Genomic DNA, 16,707 nt, shown 5'->3' with positions numbered 1-16,707 from the left:
CCGGCTGGCGACCCGCCGCCTGCGGCTGATCAGCATCGGCCGCGAGCACTGGCTGGACTGATACGGACAGGTCCGGCCCCTACTGGGCGGCCTGATCGCTGGGCTGCAGGCTCGGCATGGCTCCGCCCGGACCGCCACAACCACCCGCCTGGCCACCACCACCGGGACCACCCTGCCCACCCTGCCCGCACCCAGGCGCCCCGCTCGGCGCACCCGACGGCATCCCCGACGGAGCACCGGACGCCGCCCCGGACGGAACGCCCGACGGCGCCCCGCTCGGCATCCCCGAAGGCGCCCCGGACGGCGCCTGGCAGTTCTGCTGCTGCCCGGAGCCGCCACTGCCGGACGACGAGGAGGAGTCACCGGGCTGTGCGTGCGGCAAAGCGCGCCTCAAGACACCGACGGCCCCTCACCGCCCCATAAAGCGGCCAACCAGCCACGTCACTTCAGCCGCACCCGAGCCAACTGCCGAGACTGCGCCACCAACCGGTCGGCGCTGTCCCACACCTCGGCGTCCTCCTCCAGGAACCCACCGGCGAGGTTGCGCGTCGTGATGGACACCCGGAGCGGGCCCGGCGCCGGACGGCAGCGCACGTGCACGGTCAGCTCGACCGTCGGCACCCAGCCGGAGATCCCGAGTTCGAAGGCCGTCGGCGGCAGCGCGTCCACCGCGAGCAGCAGCGAGAAGGGGTCGGCGTCCCGGCCGTCCTTGAGGCCGAACCACGCCCGCATCTCGCCCTTGCCGGAGGGCGAGCCCAGCGCCCAGCCGAGGGTGGACGGGTCGAGCTTGAGCAGCAGCCGTTCGGTGATCGCCGAGCTGCCGTCGACGGGGGCGGGGCCGTCCTCGGGGCCGAAGCACTGGTCCATCGGCGGCATGGCGGGCGGCCGCGCGGTCGTACGGACGTCGTCCGGGAGGGAGCCGAGGTCGCCGTAGGAGGCGAGGACACGGATCCGTTCGATCTCGCGGCCCTGGTCGTCGTACTGGAAGAGCGAGGCCTGGCCGGTGGAGAGGGTGCGGCCGGTGCGGACGACGTCGGTGCGGACGACCGCGGGGCCGGGCTGGGACGCGGTCAGGTAGTGCGCGGAGATGGTGAACGGGTCGGGGTGCGGCAGGGCGTCGGCGAGGGCGCGGCCCAGGACGGCGAGGAGGTAGCCGCCGTTGACGGCGCTGATGATGGTCCAGCCCGCGGAGAGGTCGATGTCGTAGACGCCCTCGGAGCGCCGGGTGACGGCGGTGTCGCGGTCGAACTCGCTGTTGCCGATGGTCGCCTGGGATGCCTGAGCCATGGCGGTACCGTACAACAGCAAATTACTAAGCGGTAGCTTTTGTTGCGGGCTGCCGGGGCGGCTCCTCCTCGCGGACCGTCGAGCGCCGGTTCCACGCCCGGGGCGCCCGCCAGTGGAAACGCATCGCCAGCAACCGCAGTACGAAGGCGGTGGCGGCGGCGAGCGTGCTGGTCAGCGGGGTGAGGGCGTCGTAGCGGATGCACAGGGCGACCATCGTGGCGCCGACGATCGCGGGGACGGCGTACAGATCGCGGTCCCAGCGCAGCAGCGACGGCACCTCGTTGGCGAGCACGTCCCGCAGGACGCCGCCGCCGACCGCCGTGGCGAGGCCGAGGGCCGCGGAGGCGTGCAGGCCGAGTCCGTACTCGTACGCCTTCGTGGTACCCGCGACGCAGAACAGGCCGAGGCCGGCCGCGTCGAAGACGTTGACGCCGGTCTGGATGCGCTCCACGTGCGGGTGGAGGAAGACGACCAGCAGCGCGGCGAGCAGCGGGGTGAGGAAGTACCCCAGGTCCGTGAACGCGGCCGGCGGCACGGCGCCGATGATCAGGTCACGGAACAGCCCGCCGCCCAGCGCGGTGACCTCGGCGAGCACGGCGATGCCGAAGACGTCGAAGTTCTTGCGGACGGCCAGCAGGGCGCCGGAGATCGCGAAGACGAAGATGCCGATCAGGTCGAGGGTGTGCTGAACGGACGGGGTGAACAGTTGCTGGAGCACCCCAATATTCTTACCTGTCCAGCGGCCCCTGCCTTACAAAACAAGGCAGGGGCCGCATGAACCTTGCGTGTCGTCGAGGCTCAGGCCTCGTCGCCGTCGTCCGTCTTCGCCGGCCGCTCGGCCTCCGGCACCAGTTCCGCCGCCTCCTTGGCGGCGGCCAGCAGCGTGGTGTCCTGCGGGGCCTGGTCCTCGAAGTTCTCCGGGTGGTGGCAGGCCACCTGCTGACCGGGGCGCAGCTGGAGCAGCGGCGGCTCGGTGGTCTTGCAGATCTCCGTGGCCTTCCAGCACCGCGTGTGGAAGCGGCAGCCGCTCGGCGGGGAGATCGGCGAGGGCACGTCGCCCTTGAGCAGGATGCGCTCGCTCTTGGCCGACCGGCGCCGGGGGTCCGGGATCGGCACGGCCGACAGCAGGGCCTTGGTGTACGGGTGCATCGGCGACTCGTACAGCTTGCCGCCGTCGGCGAGTTCGACGATCTTGCCGAGGTACATCACCGCGATCCGGTCCGAGACGTGCCGGACGACGGACAGGTCGTGCGCGATGATCACATACGTCAGGCCGAGCTCCTCCTGGAGGTCGTCCAGCAGGTTCACCACCTGCGCCTGGATGGACACGTCCAGCGCGGAGACCGGCTCGTCGGCCACGACGAGCTTGGGGTTCAGGGCGAGCGCGCGGGCGATGCCGATGCGCTGGCGCTGGCCGCCGGAGAATTCGTGCGGGTAGCGGTTGTAGTGCTCGGGGCTCAGGCCCACCAGCCCCATCAGCCGCTGGACCTCCTTCTTCACCCCGCCCTCGGGCTCCACGCCCTGCAGCCGGAACGGCGCCGAGATGATCGTGCCGATGGTGTGCCGGGGGTTCAGCGAGCCGTACGGGTCCTGGAAGATCATCTGCACATCCCGGCGGAACGGCCGCATGCCGCCCGTGCTCAGATGCGTGATGTCCTTGCCGTCGAACTCGATCTTCCCGCCGGTCGGCTCCAGCAGCCGGGTGATCAGCCGGCCCATGGTCGACTTGCCGCAACCGGACTCGCCGACGACGCCGAGGGTCTCACCCCGGCGCACCTCGAAATCGATGCCGTCCACGGCCTTGACCGCGCCGGCCTGCCGCTGGAGCAGGCCCTTCTTGATGGGGAAGTGCTTGACCAGGCCTTCGACCTTGAGCAGCGGTTTGTCGTCGTCGGTGGTCTCGGCCATCGTCCCTGTCCGGGTGTCGGTCTCGCTCACAGCTTCGGCGCAATCTCTTCGGTCCAGATCCGCGTACGGTCCTCCTGGGACAGGTGACAGGCGGTGAAGTGCCGGCCGCCGACCTCCCGCAGCTCGGGCCGCTCGGTGCGGGTGATGCCGCCCTTGGGGATGTCCGCGTAGGGGCAGCGCGGGTTGAACGCGCAGCCGGAGGGGACGTTGATGAGGCTGGGCGGCTGTCCCTTGACCGGGATGAGCCGGTCGGTCTGCTCACGGTCGATCCGCGGCATCGAGCCGAGCAGGCCCCAGGTGTAGGGGTGCTGCGGCTCGTAGAAGATCTTGTCGACCGGTCCGCGCTCCACGCACCGCCCGCCGTACATCACGAGGATGTCGTCGGCGATCTCGGCGACCACGCCGAGGTCGTGCGTGATGATGATGACCGCGGAGCCGAACTCCTTCTGCAGGTCGCGGATCAGGTCGAGGATCTGCGCCTGCACGGTCACGTCGAGCGCGGTGGTCGGCTCGTCCGCGATGAGCAGTTCGGGGTTGTTGACCAGCGCCATCGCGATCATCGCGCGCTGGCGCATACCGCCGGAGAACTCGTGCGGGTAGGAGTCGACGCGCTTGTTCGGCTCGGGGATGCCGACGCGGTCGAGGAGTTCGACGGCCCGCTTGCGGGCGGTCTTCTTGTCGACGTCGTGGTGGACCCGGTACGCCTCCACGATCTGGCTGCCGACCGTGTAGTACGGGTGCATCGCGGACAGCGGGTCCTGGAAGATCATCGCCATCTGCCGGCCGCGCAGCCGCCGCACCTCGTCCGGGCTCGCCGAGACGAGTTCCTTGCCGTCCAGCCAGATCTCGCCGGACATCTGCACGTTCTTGCCCCGGTTGCCCAGGCGGTGCAGGCCCATGACGGCGAGCGACGTCACGGACTTGCCGGAGCCGGACTCGCCCACGATGCCGAGGGTCTGCCCCTTCTCCAGCTGGAAGGAGAGCCCGTCGACGGACTTCACCAGGCCGTCGTCGGTGGGGAAGTGCACCTTCAGGTCGCGCACTTCGAGGAAGGTCTCGGGGGCCTCGGCGGCGCGCACGGGCTCGCCTACGGCGGCCCCGGTCTTGGACAGGTCGGTCACGAGAGCCTCACCCGCGGGTCGACGGTGGCGTACAGCACGTCCACCACCAGGTTGCAGAGCACGACGAAGAAGGCGGCCAGCAGGGTGACGCCCAGGATCGGCGGCAGGTCGTTGTCGGTGATCGCCTGGACGGCGTACTGCCCGATGCCCGGCAGTGAGAACACCGACTCGGTGATCACCGCGCCGCCCAGCAGCAGTCCGATGTCCATGCCGAACACCGTGACGATCGGCGTGAGGGCCGCCCGCAGACCGTGCTTGAGGACGACCTTGCGCTCCTTCAGGCCCTTGGCCCGGGCGGTGCGGATGAAGTCCTCGCTCATGGTTTCGAGCATGCCGGAGCGGGTGAGCCGGGCGTAGATGGCGGAGTACAGCAGGGCCAGCGAACACCACGGCAGGAAGAGGGTGTTGGCCCACTGGGACGGATTCTCCGTGAACGGCACATAGGTCCGCCCGAAGATGTCCAGCTGGTAGCTGAACACCAGCAGCGCCAGCTGGCCGGTGAAGAACATCGGCAGCGAGACACCGGCGAGCGCCACACCCATCGCGGTCCGGTCGAAGACGGAGCCCGGCTTGAGCGCGGAGATGACACCGGCGGCGACACCGGACAGCAGCCACAGCACGGCGGCGCCCGCCGCCAGCGAGGCGGTCACCGGCAGCCGGTCGACCAGTTGCGGCCAGACCTCGGTGTGGTTCTTGAAGGAGTAGCCGAAGCAGGGCACCTCGCACTTGGCCGTCGTGGGGCCGAGGTTGTACGTGGCGCCGGAGACGATCCCCTTGATGAAGTCCCAGTACTGCTCGTAGACCGCCTTGTCCAGCCCGAGGTTCGCCTTGACCGCCGCGATGTCCTCCGGCGACGGGTTCTTACCGATGTACTGCGCGGCCAGCTGGTCGGGCGTCTGTCCGGCCAGTCTCGGCAACAGGAAGAAGATGCCGAAGGTGACCGCTGTGACCACCAGCAGCAGGATCACTGCCGCAATGGTCCTGCGGATGATGTACGAGATCACGGGGACCGGCGCTGGTGCCCGCGGACGCGTGGCCCGCGGGCACCAATGCCTTCACCTGCCTTCCGGGGCTGCTGCTTTGCCGCTACTTCTTGGTCGTGCCGAGGTTGAGAGCGTCGTACTGACCGCTCCAGGCAGCCGAGGACACCACGTTGGTCGCGTTGGGCGACCGGTAGAGCAGGACCTTGAAGTAGGTCAGCGGCACGATGACGGCCTCGTCCATGGTCTTCTTGTCGACCTCGGCGTAGGCGGCGTTGCGCGCCGACTCGTCCTGGTTCTGGATGGCCTCGTCCAGCAGCTTGTTGACCTCCGCGTTGTTGAACTGCGAGAGGTTGGTGTTGCCGGACTGGCTGATCGCCTTGCCGTTGAGGATCTGGTTCAGGAAGCCGTAGCCGGTCGGCCAGTCGGCGCCCCACTGCATCATGATGATGCCGATGCCCTGCTTCTCGGTGAAGGTGGGCACACCCGCGTAGTCGGTGAAGTACTTACCGGACGGGTACTGCTTCATCTCGGCGGTGATGCCGACCTTCTTCAGCGAGTCGATGATCGCCGTGGCCGCGTCGACCTCCTGCTGGCGGTCACTGCGCGCGGCGATGTAGGTCTTGAAGCCGTTCGGCTGCTTGCAGGCCGTCAGGTGCTCCTTGGCCTTGGCCGCGTCGCCCTTGTTGCCCTCGGTCGGGTAGGCGTCGAACTTCTGGTAGCCGATCACGTCCGGCGGCAGCACCGTGGTGGCGACGTCACCGCGGACCGGGCCGCCCTGCGCGGTCTGCACGGCCACCTTGTCGATGGCGTACTGCACGGCCTTGCGGCACTCGACGTTGTCGAACGGCTTGACCTTGGTGTTGATCGCCGCGTAGACCAGCCGGCCACCGTAGGTGTTGTCGGTGTTGGCCTTCTGGTCCTCGCTGTTGAGCAGCTGGGCCTGGGTCTGGGTGTCCACGCCGCGGCCCGCGAGGTCGACGGTCGTGGTGCCGGCCATCAGGTCCTTGTCGATCGTGGCCTGGTTGACCTTCAGGTTGACCACGATCTTGTCCGGGTACTGCTTGCGCAGCGGGTCGGTCTTCGGGTCCCACTCGGGGTTGCGGACCAGGGTGACCGACTTGCCCTCCTGGTAGCTCTCGAACTTGTACGAGCCGGAGGAGACGATCTTCTTGGTGTAGTCGACGCCGGTGTCCTTCGCCCGCGGCACCGGCGCGGTCTGCGGCGCGGTGACCAGGTAGTCGAAGTCGGCGAACGGCTGGCTGAGCTTGAAGGTGATCGTGTACTTGTCCGGCGTCTGGATGGACGAGATGCCCTTGGTGCTCTTGTCCTTGTACGGGCCCTTGTACTTGTCGGCGCCGTCCAGGAACTGGGCGAAGTAGTTCGGGCCGAGGGAGAGCACGTCACGGGCGAAGTTGGAGCGCTCCACCGCGTACTTGACGTCCGCCGAGGTGACCTCGGTGCCGTCCTCGAACTTCACGCCCTTGCGGATCTTGTACGTCCAGGTCTTGCCGCCGTCCGAGGACTGGCCCTTGGACTCCGCCAGGTCGGGCACGATCTCGTTGCCCTTCTCGCCGGGGGCCGGCTGGAAGGTCAGCAGAGGACGCGCGTAGAGACGGCTGAAGTTGTACATGTACGCGTAGTACGTGTTGCCGGGGTCGAACGAGTCCGGCACGTCGGACATCGCGTAGGTGACCGTGCCGCCCTTCTCCGTAGAGGCGTTCACGACCTCCTTGGTGGCGGCGTTGGCCCCGGCGCCGTTGCCGCCGTTGTCGCCGTTGTCATCGGCCTTGCTGCAGCCGGCCAGGAGCATCCCGGCGCTGCTGATGGCCGCGACTACGGCCATTGCTGACCTTCGCATGATGGTCGTCATTCCCCTTCGTAGTTGGACACTTGAGCTGGACGCGGCAGCGGCCGCGACCGCAGACGTCAGCGGCTGCGGGGGTCGAGTGCGTCCCGGAGGCCGTCACCGAGGAGGTTGAAGGCCAGTACGGTGATGAAGATGGCCAGACCGGGGACGATCATGTACTGCGGATCGACCTCGAAGAAGTCGACGGCCTGGTTGAGCATGCCGCCCCAGGAGGCCTGCGGTGGCTGGATGCCGACGCCCAGGAAGCTGAGCGACGCCTCGAAGAGGATGTTGGTCGGGATGAGCAGCGTCGAGTAGACGATGATCGGCGCGACGAGGTTCGGCAGCAGTTCCTTGAAGAGGATGTACGGGCCGGAAGCGCCCAGTCCCCGGGATGCGTCGACGAACTCGCGTTCGCGCAGCGCCAGCGCCTGACCGCGGACGATACGCCCCATGTAAGGCCAGTTGAAGAAACCGATGACAAAGATCAGCACAAGGATGTGCAGGGGCAGCCCCTCCAGGCCGAACGCGCCGCCCTGCAGCGTCGCCGAGATGGCGATGGCGAACAGCAGCAGCGGGAAGGCGAGGAAGGTGTCCATCAGCCGGCTGACGATCGCGTCCACCCGGCCGCCGTAGTAGCCGGCGATCAGGCCCATGACGGTACCGATGGCCACGGACAGCAGCGTCGCTCCGAACGCGACGACCAGGGAGACCCAGGAGCCCTCCAGGATGCGGGCGAGGATGTCGCGCCCGAACTTCGGCTCCACGCCGAGCGGGTGGTCCCAGCTCATGCCGCCGAAGTCGCCCTTGGGGAGGGTGGTGTTGGGGTCGATCAGATCCTGGTTGAAGGCGTTGGGGTCGAGGCCCAGCAGCGACTGCAGGGGGCGGGAGAGGGCGGCGGTGAGGATGAGCAGCACGACAACGATGCCACCCGCCACCGCGACCTTGTCGCGCTTGAAGCGGGTCCAGGCGATCTGTCCGAGAGAGCGGCCCTCGATCCGTTTGGCCTCGATGCCCTGCAGCACAGCCTCCGGCTGGGCCTCGGCCTGCGATCCGGTGGTCTCGATCGGTGCCGTCACAAGCGCCCTGCCCCTTCTCGCCGGTGGTCACCCGGCCTTCACTTGCCGTCGTTCACGGCCTTGATCGCCATCTTGGCGACGCGGCGACCCCAGATGATGAGGACATGCCCGCGTGCTGTCTGACTGCGGAGTCTTCAACGTCCTCACGATCACTCGCCAGAGTTGTCGGAGAAAGTATGCGCAACCGTGATACCGACCTTCACATTCCGTTATCCGAACACACCTGATCGCCCTGCGAACAAGAGTGGATGATGACCGGAAAGTGACGGGCTCAGAAGGTCCTTGGGCCGGGGTAGCCGTAACCGGCCGCCGGGGCCTGGGCCGGGGCGGCGTGGGCCTCGCGGTCGTAGAAGGGGCGGGCGTTGGCGCGCAGCCACAGCGCGACCGGGTCGTACTCGTCGGACATCGCGACCGTCGACACCGGCAGTCCGTCCGGGACCGCGCCGATCGACTGCTGCATCATCGCGCGCACCGAGTCCACGGCGGGCGGGGAGGTGTCGTACACATCGAGACCGATGGCGAGATACGGCGCCCCGAGCGCGGGCTGGACCCAGGCGCGGCGCAGGGAGCGGACGGCCGGGGTGCGGTGGGCGTTCTGCGACAGCAGGGCGTAGAACTGCGGGATCTGGATGCCGGGTTCGGACAGCCGCAGGGGTCCGGCGGGCTGGCGGTCGAGGCCGGTGGCGATGCGGCGCAGGTCCAGCCAGGGGATGCCGACGCCGCCGCCGGGGGCGTGCGGGTTCAGCCAGAGGCCGTAGTGGTCGGGGTAGAGGGTGCGGGCCACGTCGAGGCCGTCGACCACTTCGTAACTGCGGTTCCAGCCGCTCGCCGAGAGTTCCTGGGCGGAGGTGACGCAGGGGGCGTAGCCGTAGCCGTCGACCTCCATGTTCCCGTACTGGGCGTCGGGGCTGCCGGCCTGGCCGTGCCACAGCAGCATCCACACCTGGCCGGAGTGGGGGGTCGCGAGGGCGCGCAGGAGTGCCTCGTAGGCGTCGTAGCGCCCCGGCGTCACCTGGCGCAGCATGTGCTCGACCTGGCCGGCCGCGGCGGTGCCGCTCGCGCTCACTCTTTTACCGCCCCTTCGTGCAACGCCGTCGTTTTCGCACCTAGCTTAAGGCCGCCCAACAGCTCGGGGCTCGGTGTGTGTGGCGAGTGCGGGTTGTTTGTGGCTGGTCGCGCCCACGCGGCGGAGCCGCACATCGATTGCAGCCCCGCGCCCCTGGGTTGGCTGCCCTCAGGGACGTTTTACAGACCCCGTTGGTAGAAGGGACGCACCCGCTCCCGCAGCCAGGTGACCACCGGGTCCTGGGCCACGTCCATCAGGACCAGGTTGACCGGCCAGTTCACAGGGACGTTGCCCAGGGCGCGGCCGAGGGCGTCCAGGGGGGCGGCGCGCAGGTCGCCCTCCCATTGGGAGAGTTCGACGCCTACGAACATCACCGGGTCCGCCGTCTCGATCGCCGCCAGGCAGCGGCGGGCCGTGGTGACGACGCCGATCGCCTCGAACTCCGTGGCCGCCGCGGTGAGGAAATCGACCGGGTCGTCCTGCCAGTCGGGTTCGAAGAGGCGGACCCGGCCGCCGCTCGCGGGGCCGTCGAGGGGGGTGCGGCCGGCGCGGCCGAGTTCGGCGACCGCCGCAGGGGGGAGCGGGATGCCGACGACGCCGCCGGGGTTCACGGCGATGCCCGCCTGTGGGGGCAGGCCGCGGGCGAACTCGACGGCGGGGGCGATGGTGTACGACATGTGGGAGCCGACGACCTGGCGGAACTGTTCCTCGGAGCTGAAGACGGGGACGTAGGCCTGGCCGTCGATCTCCATGCTCGGCAGGTCGAGGGGGCCGCTGTGCGGGCCGCCGCCGTTGGGCAGCGGCACCCACACGAAGCTGCGGCCGAGCACCTCGACGATGCGGCCACCGGCCGACGGGACACCGAGGGAGGCCGACAGCACCTCCTCCAGCTCGTTGCCGGGCCACCCGCCGTGCGGATGGGGGTGCGCCTGCGCCGGAAAGTCCCCCGGGAAGTCCATCTGCCTACCGCCTGCTCCGTACCAGTACTACCGGCTGAAAAGGCTAACCCGCCACCCGCACGACCGGTTGCGCCAGCCCGCGAAGCCGATCCCGCGCACGACACCGACCGAGGCGCTCACTCCGTAAAGCGCGGCGCATGTGGGCGACGGTCAGCCCATGCAGCCGATCCAGCGCAGCCCGACCGCCGCGGCGCGGTCGCGTGGGCGTAAGCCCGTGCCGCCGATCCGGCGCAGCGCGTCCGCCGCCGCGCGGCGAGCACGCGTCAGCCCGTGAAGGCGACCCTACGCAGCGTGTTCCCGCCGCGCTCAGCCCACAAAGCGCAACCCACCCGCTGGCGCGCTCAGCCGTGCCGCCGGTCCGGCGCAGCGCGTCCGTCGCCGCGTGGCGTGCGGGCGTCAGCCCGTGAAGCCGATTCTGCGTAGTGTGTTCGCTGCCGCTCGGTCGAGGAGGATTGCGGCGCCGCAGCCGCGGGGCAGGTCGCCGCGTTCGGCGCGGTGGACCAGGCGGGCGGCGGCGTGGCGGTGGCGTAGGAAGGCGTAGCGCGAGACGCCGCGGCCGCGGGCGCGCTGGCCGGCCAGGGCCTGCTCGGGCGTGACGTCGAGCAGCAGCAGGTGGAGGGTGCCGCCGCGGCGGCGGGCCTCGCGGGCCAGCCAGGCGCGCACCCAGGCCTGCGTACCGCAGTCGTGGACGACGACGCCCTCGCCGGTGCGAAGGGCGCGGCGCAGTCCGGCGTAGTGGGCGAGGCGGACGAGGGGGCGGTAGATCGCGTACGGCAGCCAGCTCGGCGTACCGCGGTCCCAGCGGTCGCGGGTGTCCTGGGAGTCGATGCGCCTGCCCCGGACCGCCCGCCGCATGAGGGTGGACTTGCCGCTGCCGGGCAGGCCCGTGATCACGACGAGGTCGTGGGGGCCGAAGAGCAGCGCGTGCGGGCTGCGGCCCGCGCGATCGCGCAGGTCGCGGACCACGGGGGACGGCAGCGGGGCGCACGCCTCCCGGGCCCCGGCGGCGGGCTGCTTGGGCAGTGCGAGGCCCGTGGTGGTGGCGTACGCCGTGGTCCTGTTCACCGTGATCGTCCTCCCCTGGGGCGGTTCACGAGTTACCGTCCCCGTCGAGTGTAAAGAGAAGGTAATACGCGGTGTCTCGCATTTCCGTCCGCTTCACGCAACAAGGCTGCTACAGCAAAGGTCCCCCTGCCGCACCGGAACGATGCGTGCAATGATGTGCGCGCCAACTGCATACCGGCCGCTTGAATCCGCGCGGGAGAGTCCCCAGGCACGACGTGCCCGGGGCGCCGAAGGAGCAAGTCCCTCCCTTGAATCTCTCAGGCCCCGTTACCGCGCGGGCGAGGCACATCTGAAAAGCGGGCCGCTGCCGCAGTGGCTCCACCCAAGGTGCAAGCCATGCCCACCGTCCCACGCGGACGGTCATGGCGAACCTCTCAGGTTCCGATGACAGATGGGGAGGAACGACCTCGCCGTCATGCCTTGGGAGACCGACCGATGAGCAGTACCCCACTCCGTCGTACCGCGCTCGATGCCCTGCATCGTTCGCTGGACGCGACCATGACCGACTTCGCAGGCTGGGACATGCCCCTGCGCTACGGCTCCGAGCGCGACGAGCACCTCGCGGTGCGCACGAAGGCCGGGCTGTTCGACCTCTCGCACATGGGCGAGATCACCGTCACCGGCCCGCAGGCGGCGCAGCTGCTGAACTACGCGCTCGTCGGCAACATCGCCTCCGTCGGCGTCGGCCGCGCCCGCTACACCATGATCTGCCGGGCGGACGGCGGCATCCTCGACGACCTGATCGTCTACCGGCTCGCCGAGGCCGAGTACATGGTCGTGGCCAACGCCAGCAACGCCCAGATCGTCCTGGACGCCCTCACCGAGCGCGCGGCGGGGTTCGACGCCGCCGTCCGCGACGACCGGGACGCCTACGCCCTGATCGCCGTCCAGGGCCCCGAGTCCCCGGGCATCCTCAAGCAGCTGACCGACGCCGACCTCGACGGCCTGAAGTACTACGCCGGCCTGCCCGGCACCGTCGCGGGCGTCCCGGCACTGATCGCGCGCACCGGGTACACCGGCGAGGACGGCTTCGAGCTGTTCGTGCAGCCGGAGCACGCCGTCGCGCTGTGGGAGGCGCTGACCGAGGCTGGCGCGGGCGTCGGCCTGGTCCCGTGCGGGCTGTCCTGCCGGGACACCCTGCGCCTGGAGGCGGGCATGCCGCTGTACGGGCACGAGCTGTCCACCGCCCTCACGCCCTTCGACGCCGGGCTCGGCCGGGTGGTGAAGTTCGAGAAGGAAGGCGACTTCGTGGGGCGCGAGGCGCTGCGCGAGGCGGCCTCCCGCGCTCAGGAGAACCCGCCGCGCGTCCTGGTCGGCCTGGTCGCCGAGGGCCGCCGGGTGCCGCGCGCCGGGTACGCCGTGGTCGCCGGCGGCGAGGTGATCGGCGAGGTCACCTCCGGCGCCCCCTCCCCCACGCTGGGCAAGCCGATCGCGATGGCGTACGTCGACGCCGCGCACGCGGCGCCGGGCACGCCGGGCGTCGGCGTGGACGTCCGGGGCACCCACGAGCCGTACGAGGTCGTGGCGCTGCCGTTCTACAAGCGCCAGAAGTAGACACTGGGCCCGGGTCCACGTGATCCGGCGCACGTTTTGCCTGCTCAAAGACAGTTCCAGCAGTCCCCCATTCACCAGCACTCCCCCGCGTACAGGAGAATTCAGGCCATGAGCAACCCCCAGCAGCTGCGCTACAGCAAGGAGCACGAGTGGCTGTCGACCGCCGAGGCCGGCGTCGCGACGGTCGGCATCACCGAGTTCGCGGCGAACGCGCTCGGCGATGTCGTCTACGCCCAGCTCCCCGAGGTCGGCTCCCAGGTGACCGCGGGCGAGACCTGCGGCGAGCTGGAGTCGACCAAGTCGGTCAGCGACCTGTACTCCCCGGTCACCGGTGAGGTCACCGAGATCAACGAGGACGTCGTGAACGACCCCTCCCTGGTGAACTCCGCTCCCTTCGAGGGCGGCTGGCTGTTCAAGGTGCGCATCGCCGAGGAGCCGGCCGACCTGCTCTCCGCCGACGAGTACGCCGCCCACACCGCCGGCTGAGGAGTCGTAACGACATGTCCGCCTTGAACACCCCGCTGCACGAGCTCGACCCGGCCGTCGCGGCCGCCGTCGACGCCGAGCTGCACCGTCAGCAGTCCACCCTCGAAATGATCGCCTCGGAGAACTTCGCCCCGGTCGCGGTCATGGAGGCGCAGGGCTCGGTCCTGACCAACAAGTACGCCGAGGGCTACCCCGGCCGCCGCTACTACGGCGGCTGTGAGCACGTCGACGTGGTCGAGCAGATCGCGATCGACCGCATCAAGGAGCTGTTCGGCGCCGAGCACGCCAACGTGCAGCCGCACTCGGGCGCGCAGGCCAACGCGGCCGCGATGTTCGCGCTGCTCAAGCCCGGCGACACGATCATGGGTCTGAACCTCGCCCACGGCGGGCACCTGACCCACGGCATGAAGATCAACTTCTCCGGCAAGCTCTACAACGTGGTCGCCTACCACGTCGGCGAGGACGGCTTGGTCGACATGGCCGAGGTGGAGCGCCTCGCCAAGGAGAACAAGCCGAAGCTGATCGTGGCCGGCTGGTCGGCGTATCCCCGGCAGCTGGACTTCGCCGCCTTCCGGCGGATCGCGGACGAGGTCGGCGCGTACCTGATGGTCGACATGGCCCACTTCGCCGGTCTGGTCGCCGCCGGTCTGCACCCGAACCCGGTACCGCACGCCCATGTCGTGACCACCACCACCCACAAGACGCTGGGCGGTCCGCGCGGCGGTGTGATCCTGTCCACGGCCGAGCTGGCGAAGAAGATCAACTCCGCCGTCTTCCCCGGTCAGCAGGGTGGCCCGCTGGAGCATGTGATCGCGGCGAAGGCGGTCGCCTTCAAGGTCGCGGCCTCGGAGGACTTCAAGGAGCGGCAGCGCCGTACCCTGGAAGGCGCGCGCCTGCTCGCCGAGCGGCTGGTGCGGGACGACGTGGCCCAGCACGGCGTATCCGTACTCTCCGGCGGCACGGACGTCCACCTGGTCCTGGTCGACCTGCGCAACTCCGAGCTGGACGGCCAGCAGGCCGAGGACCGCCTCCACGAGATCGGCATCACGGTCAACCGCAACGCGATCCCGAACGACCCGCGTCCGCCGATGGTGACGTCCGGGCTGCGGATCGGTACGCCCGCGCTGGCCACCCGTGGCTTCACGGCCGAGGACTTCGCCGAGGTCGCGGACGTGATCGCGGAGGCGCTCAAGCCGTCGTACGAGGCGGACGCGCTGAAGGCACGGGTCAAGGCGCTCGCCGACAAGCACCCGCTGTACCCGGGCCTGAACAAGTAGTCCCGAACACATAGCTCGACTGTGGGCTCCACACCGGCGTGGAGCCCACCGCACCACCCCTGCCCTGAGGAGTCACCGTGGCCATCTCGGTCTTCGACCTGTTCTCGATCGGCATCGGCCCGTCCAGCTCCCACACGGTCGGCCCGATGCGCGCGGCCCGTATCTTCGCCCGCCGCCTGCGGAGCGAGGAGCTGCTGGGCTCCGTCGCCACGCTGCGCGTCGAGCTGTACGGCTCCCTGGGCGCGACCGGACACGGGCACGGCACGCCCAAGGCGGTGCTGCTCGGCCTGGCGGGCGACTCGCCGCGCACGGTGGACGTGGAGACCGCCGACGAACGGGTGGAGGCGATCAGGACCGCCGGCCGGCTGAAGCTGCTCGACGAGCACGAGATCGCGTTCGACTTCGACGCGGACTTGATCCTCCACCGCCGTAAAGCGCTCCCCTACCACGCGAACGGCATGACCCTGTGGGCGTACGACGCCTCCGGGGCGGAGCTGCTGACCAAGACGTACTACTCGGTGGGCGGCGGATTCGTCGTCGACGAGGACGCGGTGGGCGCGGACCGCATCAAGCTGGACGACACGGTCCTGAAGTACCCCTTCCGCACGGGCGACGAGCTGCTCCGCCTGACGCAGGAGACGGGCCTGTCGATCTCGTCCCTGATGCTGGAGAACGAGCGCGCCTGGCGCACCGAGGACGAGATCCGCGCCGGGCTGCTGGACATCTGGCGGGTGATGCAGGCGTGCGTGCGGCGCGGCATGACCCGGGAGGGCATCCTGCCGGGCGGGCTGAAGGTGCGCCGCCGGGCCGCGAACACCGCGCGCAAGCTGCGCTCCGAGGGCGACCCGAAGGCCCTCGCCATGGAGTGGATCACGCTCTACGCGATGGCGGTGAACGAGGAGAACGCGGCCGGCGGCCGGGTCGTCACCGCCCCCACGAACGGCGCGGCCGGCATCATCCCGGCGGTCCTGCACTACTACATCAACTTCGTGCCGGGCGCGGACGAGGACGGCGTGGTCCGCTTCCTCCTCGCCGCCGGCGCGATCGGCATGCTCTTCAAGGAGAACGCCTCCATCTCCGGCGCCGAGGTCGGCTGCCAGGGCGAGGTCGGCTCCGCCTGCTCGATGGCCGCGGGTGCCCTCGCGGAGGTGCTCGGCGGCAGCCCCGAGCAGGTGGAGAACGCCGCCGAGATCGGCATGGAACACAACCTCGGCCTCACCTGCGATCCGGTCGGCGGCCTGGTCCAGATCCCGTGCATCGAACGCAACGGCATGGCCGCGGTGAAGGCGGTCACGGCGGCCCGGATGGCGATGCGCGGCGACGGCAGCCACAAGGTCTCCCTGGACAAGGTCATCAAGACGATGAAGGACACCGGCGCCGACATGAGCGTGAAGTACAAGGAGACGGCCCGGGGTGGGCTGGCGGTGAACATCATCGAGTGCTGAGCGCGTCGCCGGCGCGGCGAAGGGGAATCATCAACTCCCGTCCCCCACAGTCACGTCCGGGAGTCCCCATGCTGCGCGGCATCGACGTCAGCTCCTACCAGTCCACGACTTACGACACCGACGGCCTCTCCTTCGTCTTCGTCAAGGCGACGGAGGGCCGTTCCTACGTCAACCCCAAACTGGCCGCCCAGACCAAACGCGGCCGGGACGCCGGCCTCGTCGTCGGCTTCTACCACTTCCTCTGGCCGGGCAACCTCACGGCCCAGGCCGAGTACTTCGTCAGCAAGGCACCCGAGCGGGCCGGCGACATCCTCGCCGTCGACTGGGAGACCACCGGCGCCGGGACACACGCGAGCAACGCGGAGAAGGACCGCTTCATCCGCAAGGTGAAGGAACTGCGGCCGAACAACCGGGTGGTGCTGTACTGCAACCGCCACTACTGGCTGAACATCGACACCACCTCCTACGCCGGCGACGGCCTGTGGATCGCGGACTACGTCACGGCGGGCAAGCCTCGTATCAAGGCGAAATGGCGCTTCCACCAGTACACGGACGACCCGATCGACAAGAATGTCGCCGACTTCGCGAGCAAGGACGCCTTACGGACGTGGGCCAGGGGCGACTGAACAGG

At 69.6% G+C, this 16,707-nt stretch carries 15 protein-coding genes and 2 riboswitches; of the genes, 5 read left to right on the top strand and 10 right to left on the bottom strand.

Annotated features, from left to right (window positions below; all coding sequences use genetic code 11):
* Positions 1-441: 441 nt before the first annotated feature.
* From SSP24_RS33790 to SSP24_RS33745, 10 genes are all read right to left on the bottom strand, one after another.
* Positions 442-1,287, bottom strand: a complete 846-nt coding sequence (locus tag SSP24_RS33790; protein ID WP_141313785.1) for a thioesterase family protein — start codon at positions 1,285-1,287, stop codon at positions 442-444.
* 25 nt (positions 1,288-1,312) lie between these two features.
* On the bottom strand, positions 1,313-2,005 hold the full coding sequence (locus SSP24_RS33785) for a trimeric intracellular cation channel family protein (protein ID WP_141313784.1): 693 nt from the start codon (positions 2,003-2,005) through the stop codon (positions 1,313-1,315).
* Between the two features lie 80 nt (positions 2,006-2,085).
* The gene (locus tag SSP24_RS33780; protein WP_373306776.1) at positions 2,086-3,225 is read right to left on the bottom strand and encodes an ABC transporter ATP-binding protein; all 1,140 of its coding nucleotides are present in this window, start codon (positions 3,223-3,225) and stop codon (positions 2,086-2,088) included.
* Positions 3,222-4,316 carry an ABC transporter ATP-binding protein gene (locus SSP24_RS33775; protein ID WP_141313783.1) on the bottom strand — a complete coding sequence of 365 codons (1,095 nt, stop codon included), beginning with the start codon at positions 4,314-4,316 and terminating at the stop codon, positions 3,222-3,224. Before SSP24_RS33775 ends, SSP24_RS33780 begins: the two co-directional genes overlap by 4 nt.
* Entirely contained in the window at positions 4,313-5,320 is a 1,008-nt protein-coding gene (locus tag SSP24_RS33770; protein WP_141313782.1) for an ABC transporter permease, read from the bottom strand. Before SSP24_RS33770 ends, SSP24_RS33775 begins: the two co-directional genes overlap by 4 nt.
* Before the next feature lie 82 nt (positions 5,321-5,402).
* A complete protein-coding gene (locus SSP24_RS33765; RefSeq protein ID WP_174864769.1) occupies positions 5,403-7,157 on the bottom strand; it encodes an ABC transporter substrate-binding protein in 1,755 nt (584 codons plus the stop codon).
* A gap of 68 nt (positions 7,158-7,225) precedes the next feature.
* Entirely contained in the window at positions 7,226-8,224 is a 999-nt protein-coding gene (locus SSP24_RS33760; protein ID WP_141313780.1) for an ABC transporter permease, read from the bottom strand.
* 271 nt (positions 8,225-8,495) lie between these two features.
* Entirely contained in the window at positions 8,496-9,290 is a 795-nt protein-coding gene (locus tag SSP24_RS33755) for an enhanced serine sensitivity protein SseB C-terminal domain-containing protein (protein ID WP_141313779.1), read from the bottom strand.
* A 179-nt stretch (positions 9,291-9,469) separates the two neighbouring features.
* Complete coding sequence (locus SSP24_RS33750; protein ID WP_141313778.1) at positions 9,470-10,249, bottom strand: enhanced serine sensitivity protein SseB; 780 nt, start codon at positions 10,247-10,249, stop codon at positions 9,470-9,472.
* A gap of 396 nt (positions 10,250-10,645) precedes the next feature.
* Positions 10,646-11,314: an AAA family ATPase gene (locus tag SSP24_RS33745; protein WP_141313777.1), complete on the bottom strand. Its 669-nt coding sequence runs from the start codon at positions 11,312-11,314 to the stop codon at positions 10,646-10,648.
* Positions 11,315-11,497: 183 nt separating this feature from the next.
* Positions 11,498-11,597, top strand: a riboswitch (glycine riboswitch).
* Positions 11,598-11,715: riboswitch (glycine riboswitch) on the top strand. It begins immediately after the preceding riboswitch.
* Between the two features lie 34 nt (positions 11,716-11,749).
* On the opposite strand from SSP24_RS33745, the gene gcvT reads away from it, so the two are divergent.
* The 5 genes from gcvT to SSP24_RS33720 all read left to right on the top strand — a co-directional run bounded on the left by gcvT (position 11,750) and on the right by SSP24_RS33720 (position 16,702).
* Positions 11,750-12,868, top strand: coding sequence for a glycine cleavage system aminomethyltransferase GcvT (gene gcvT / locus SSP24_RS33740; protein WP_141313776.1), 1,119 nt, complete (start codon positions 11,750-11,752; stop codon positions 12,866-12,868).
* Between the two features lie 108 nt (positions 12,869-12,976).
* Complete coding sequence (gcvH, locus tag SSP24_RS33735; protein WP_141313775.1) at positions 12,977-13,354, top strand: glycine cleavage system protein GcvH; 378 nt, start codon at positions 12,977-12,979, stop codon at positions 13,352-13,354.
* A gap of 14 nt (positions 13,355-13,368) precedes the next feature.
* Complete coding sequence (gene glyA, locus SSP24_RS33730; protein WP_141313774.1) at positions 13,369-14,631, top strand: serine hydroxymethyltransferase; 1,263 nt, start codon at positions 13,369-13,371, stop codon at positions 14,629-14,631.
* A 77-nt stretch (positions 14,632-14,708) separates the two neighbouring features.
* Positions 14,709-16,076, top strand: a complete 1,368-nt coding sequence (locus SSP24_RS33725) for an L-serine ammonia-lyase (RefSeq protein ID WP_141313773.1) — start codon at positions 14,709-14,711, stop codon at positions 16,074-16,076.
* A 68-nt stretch (positions 16,077-16,144) separates the two neighbouring features.
* Positions 16,145-16,702, top strand: coding sequence for a glycoside hydrolase family 25 protein (locus SSP24_RS33720; RefSeq protein ID WP_141313772.1), 558 nt, complete (start codon positions 16,145-16,147; stop codon positions 16,700-16,702).
* Positions 16,703-16,707: the final 5 nt, after the last annotated feature.

It is taken from the genome of Streptomyces spinoverrucosus (assembly GCF_006539505.1).
Lineage (GTDB): Bacteria > Actinomycetota > Actinomycetes > Streptomycetales > Streptomycetaceae > Streptomyces > Streptomyces spinoverrucosus.
Note: the sequence above shows the minus strand (reverse complement) of the source record. Positions and strands in the feature narration are given on the sequence as shown.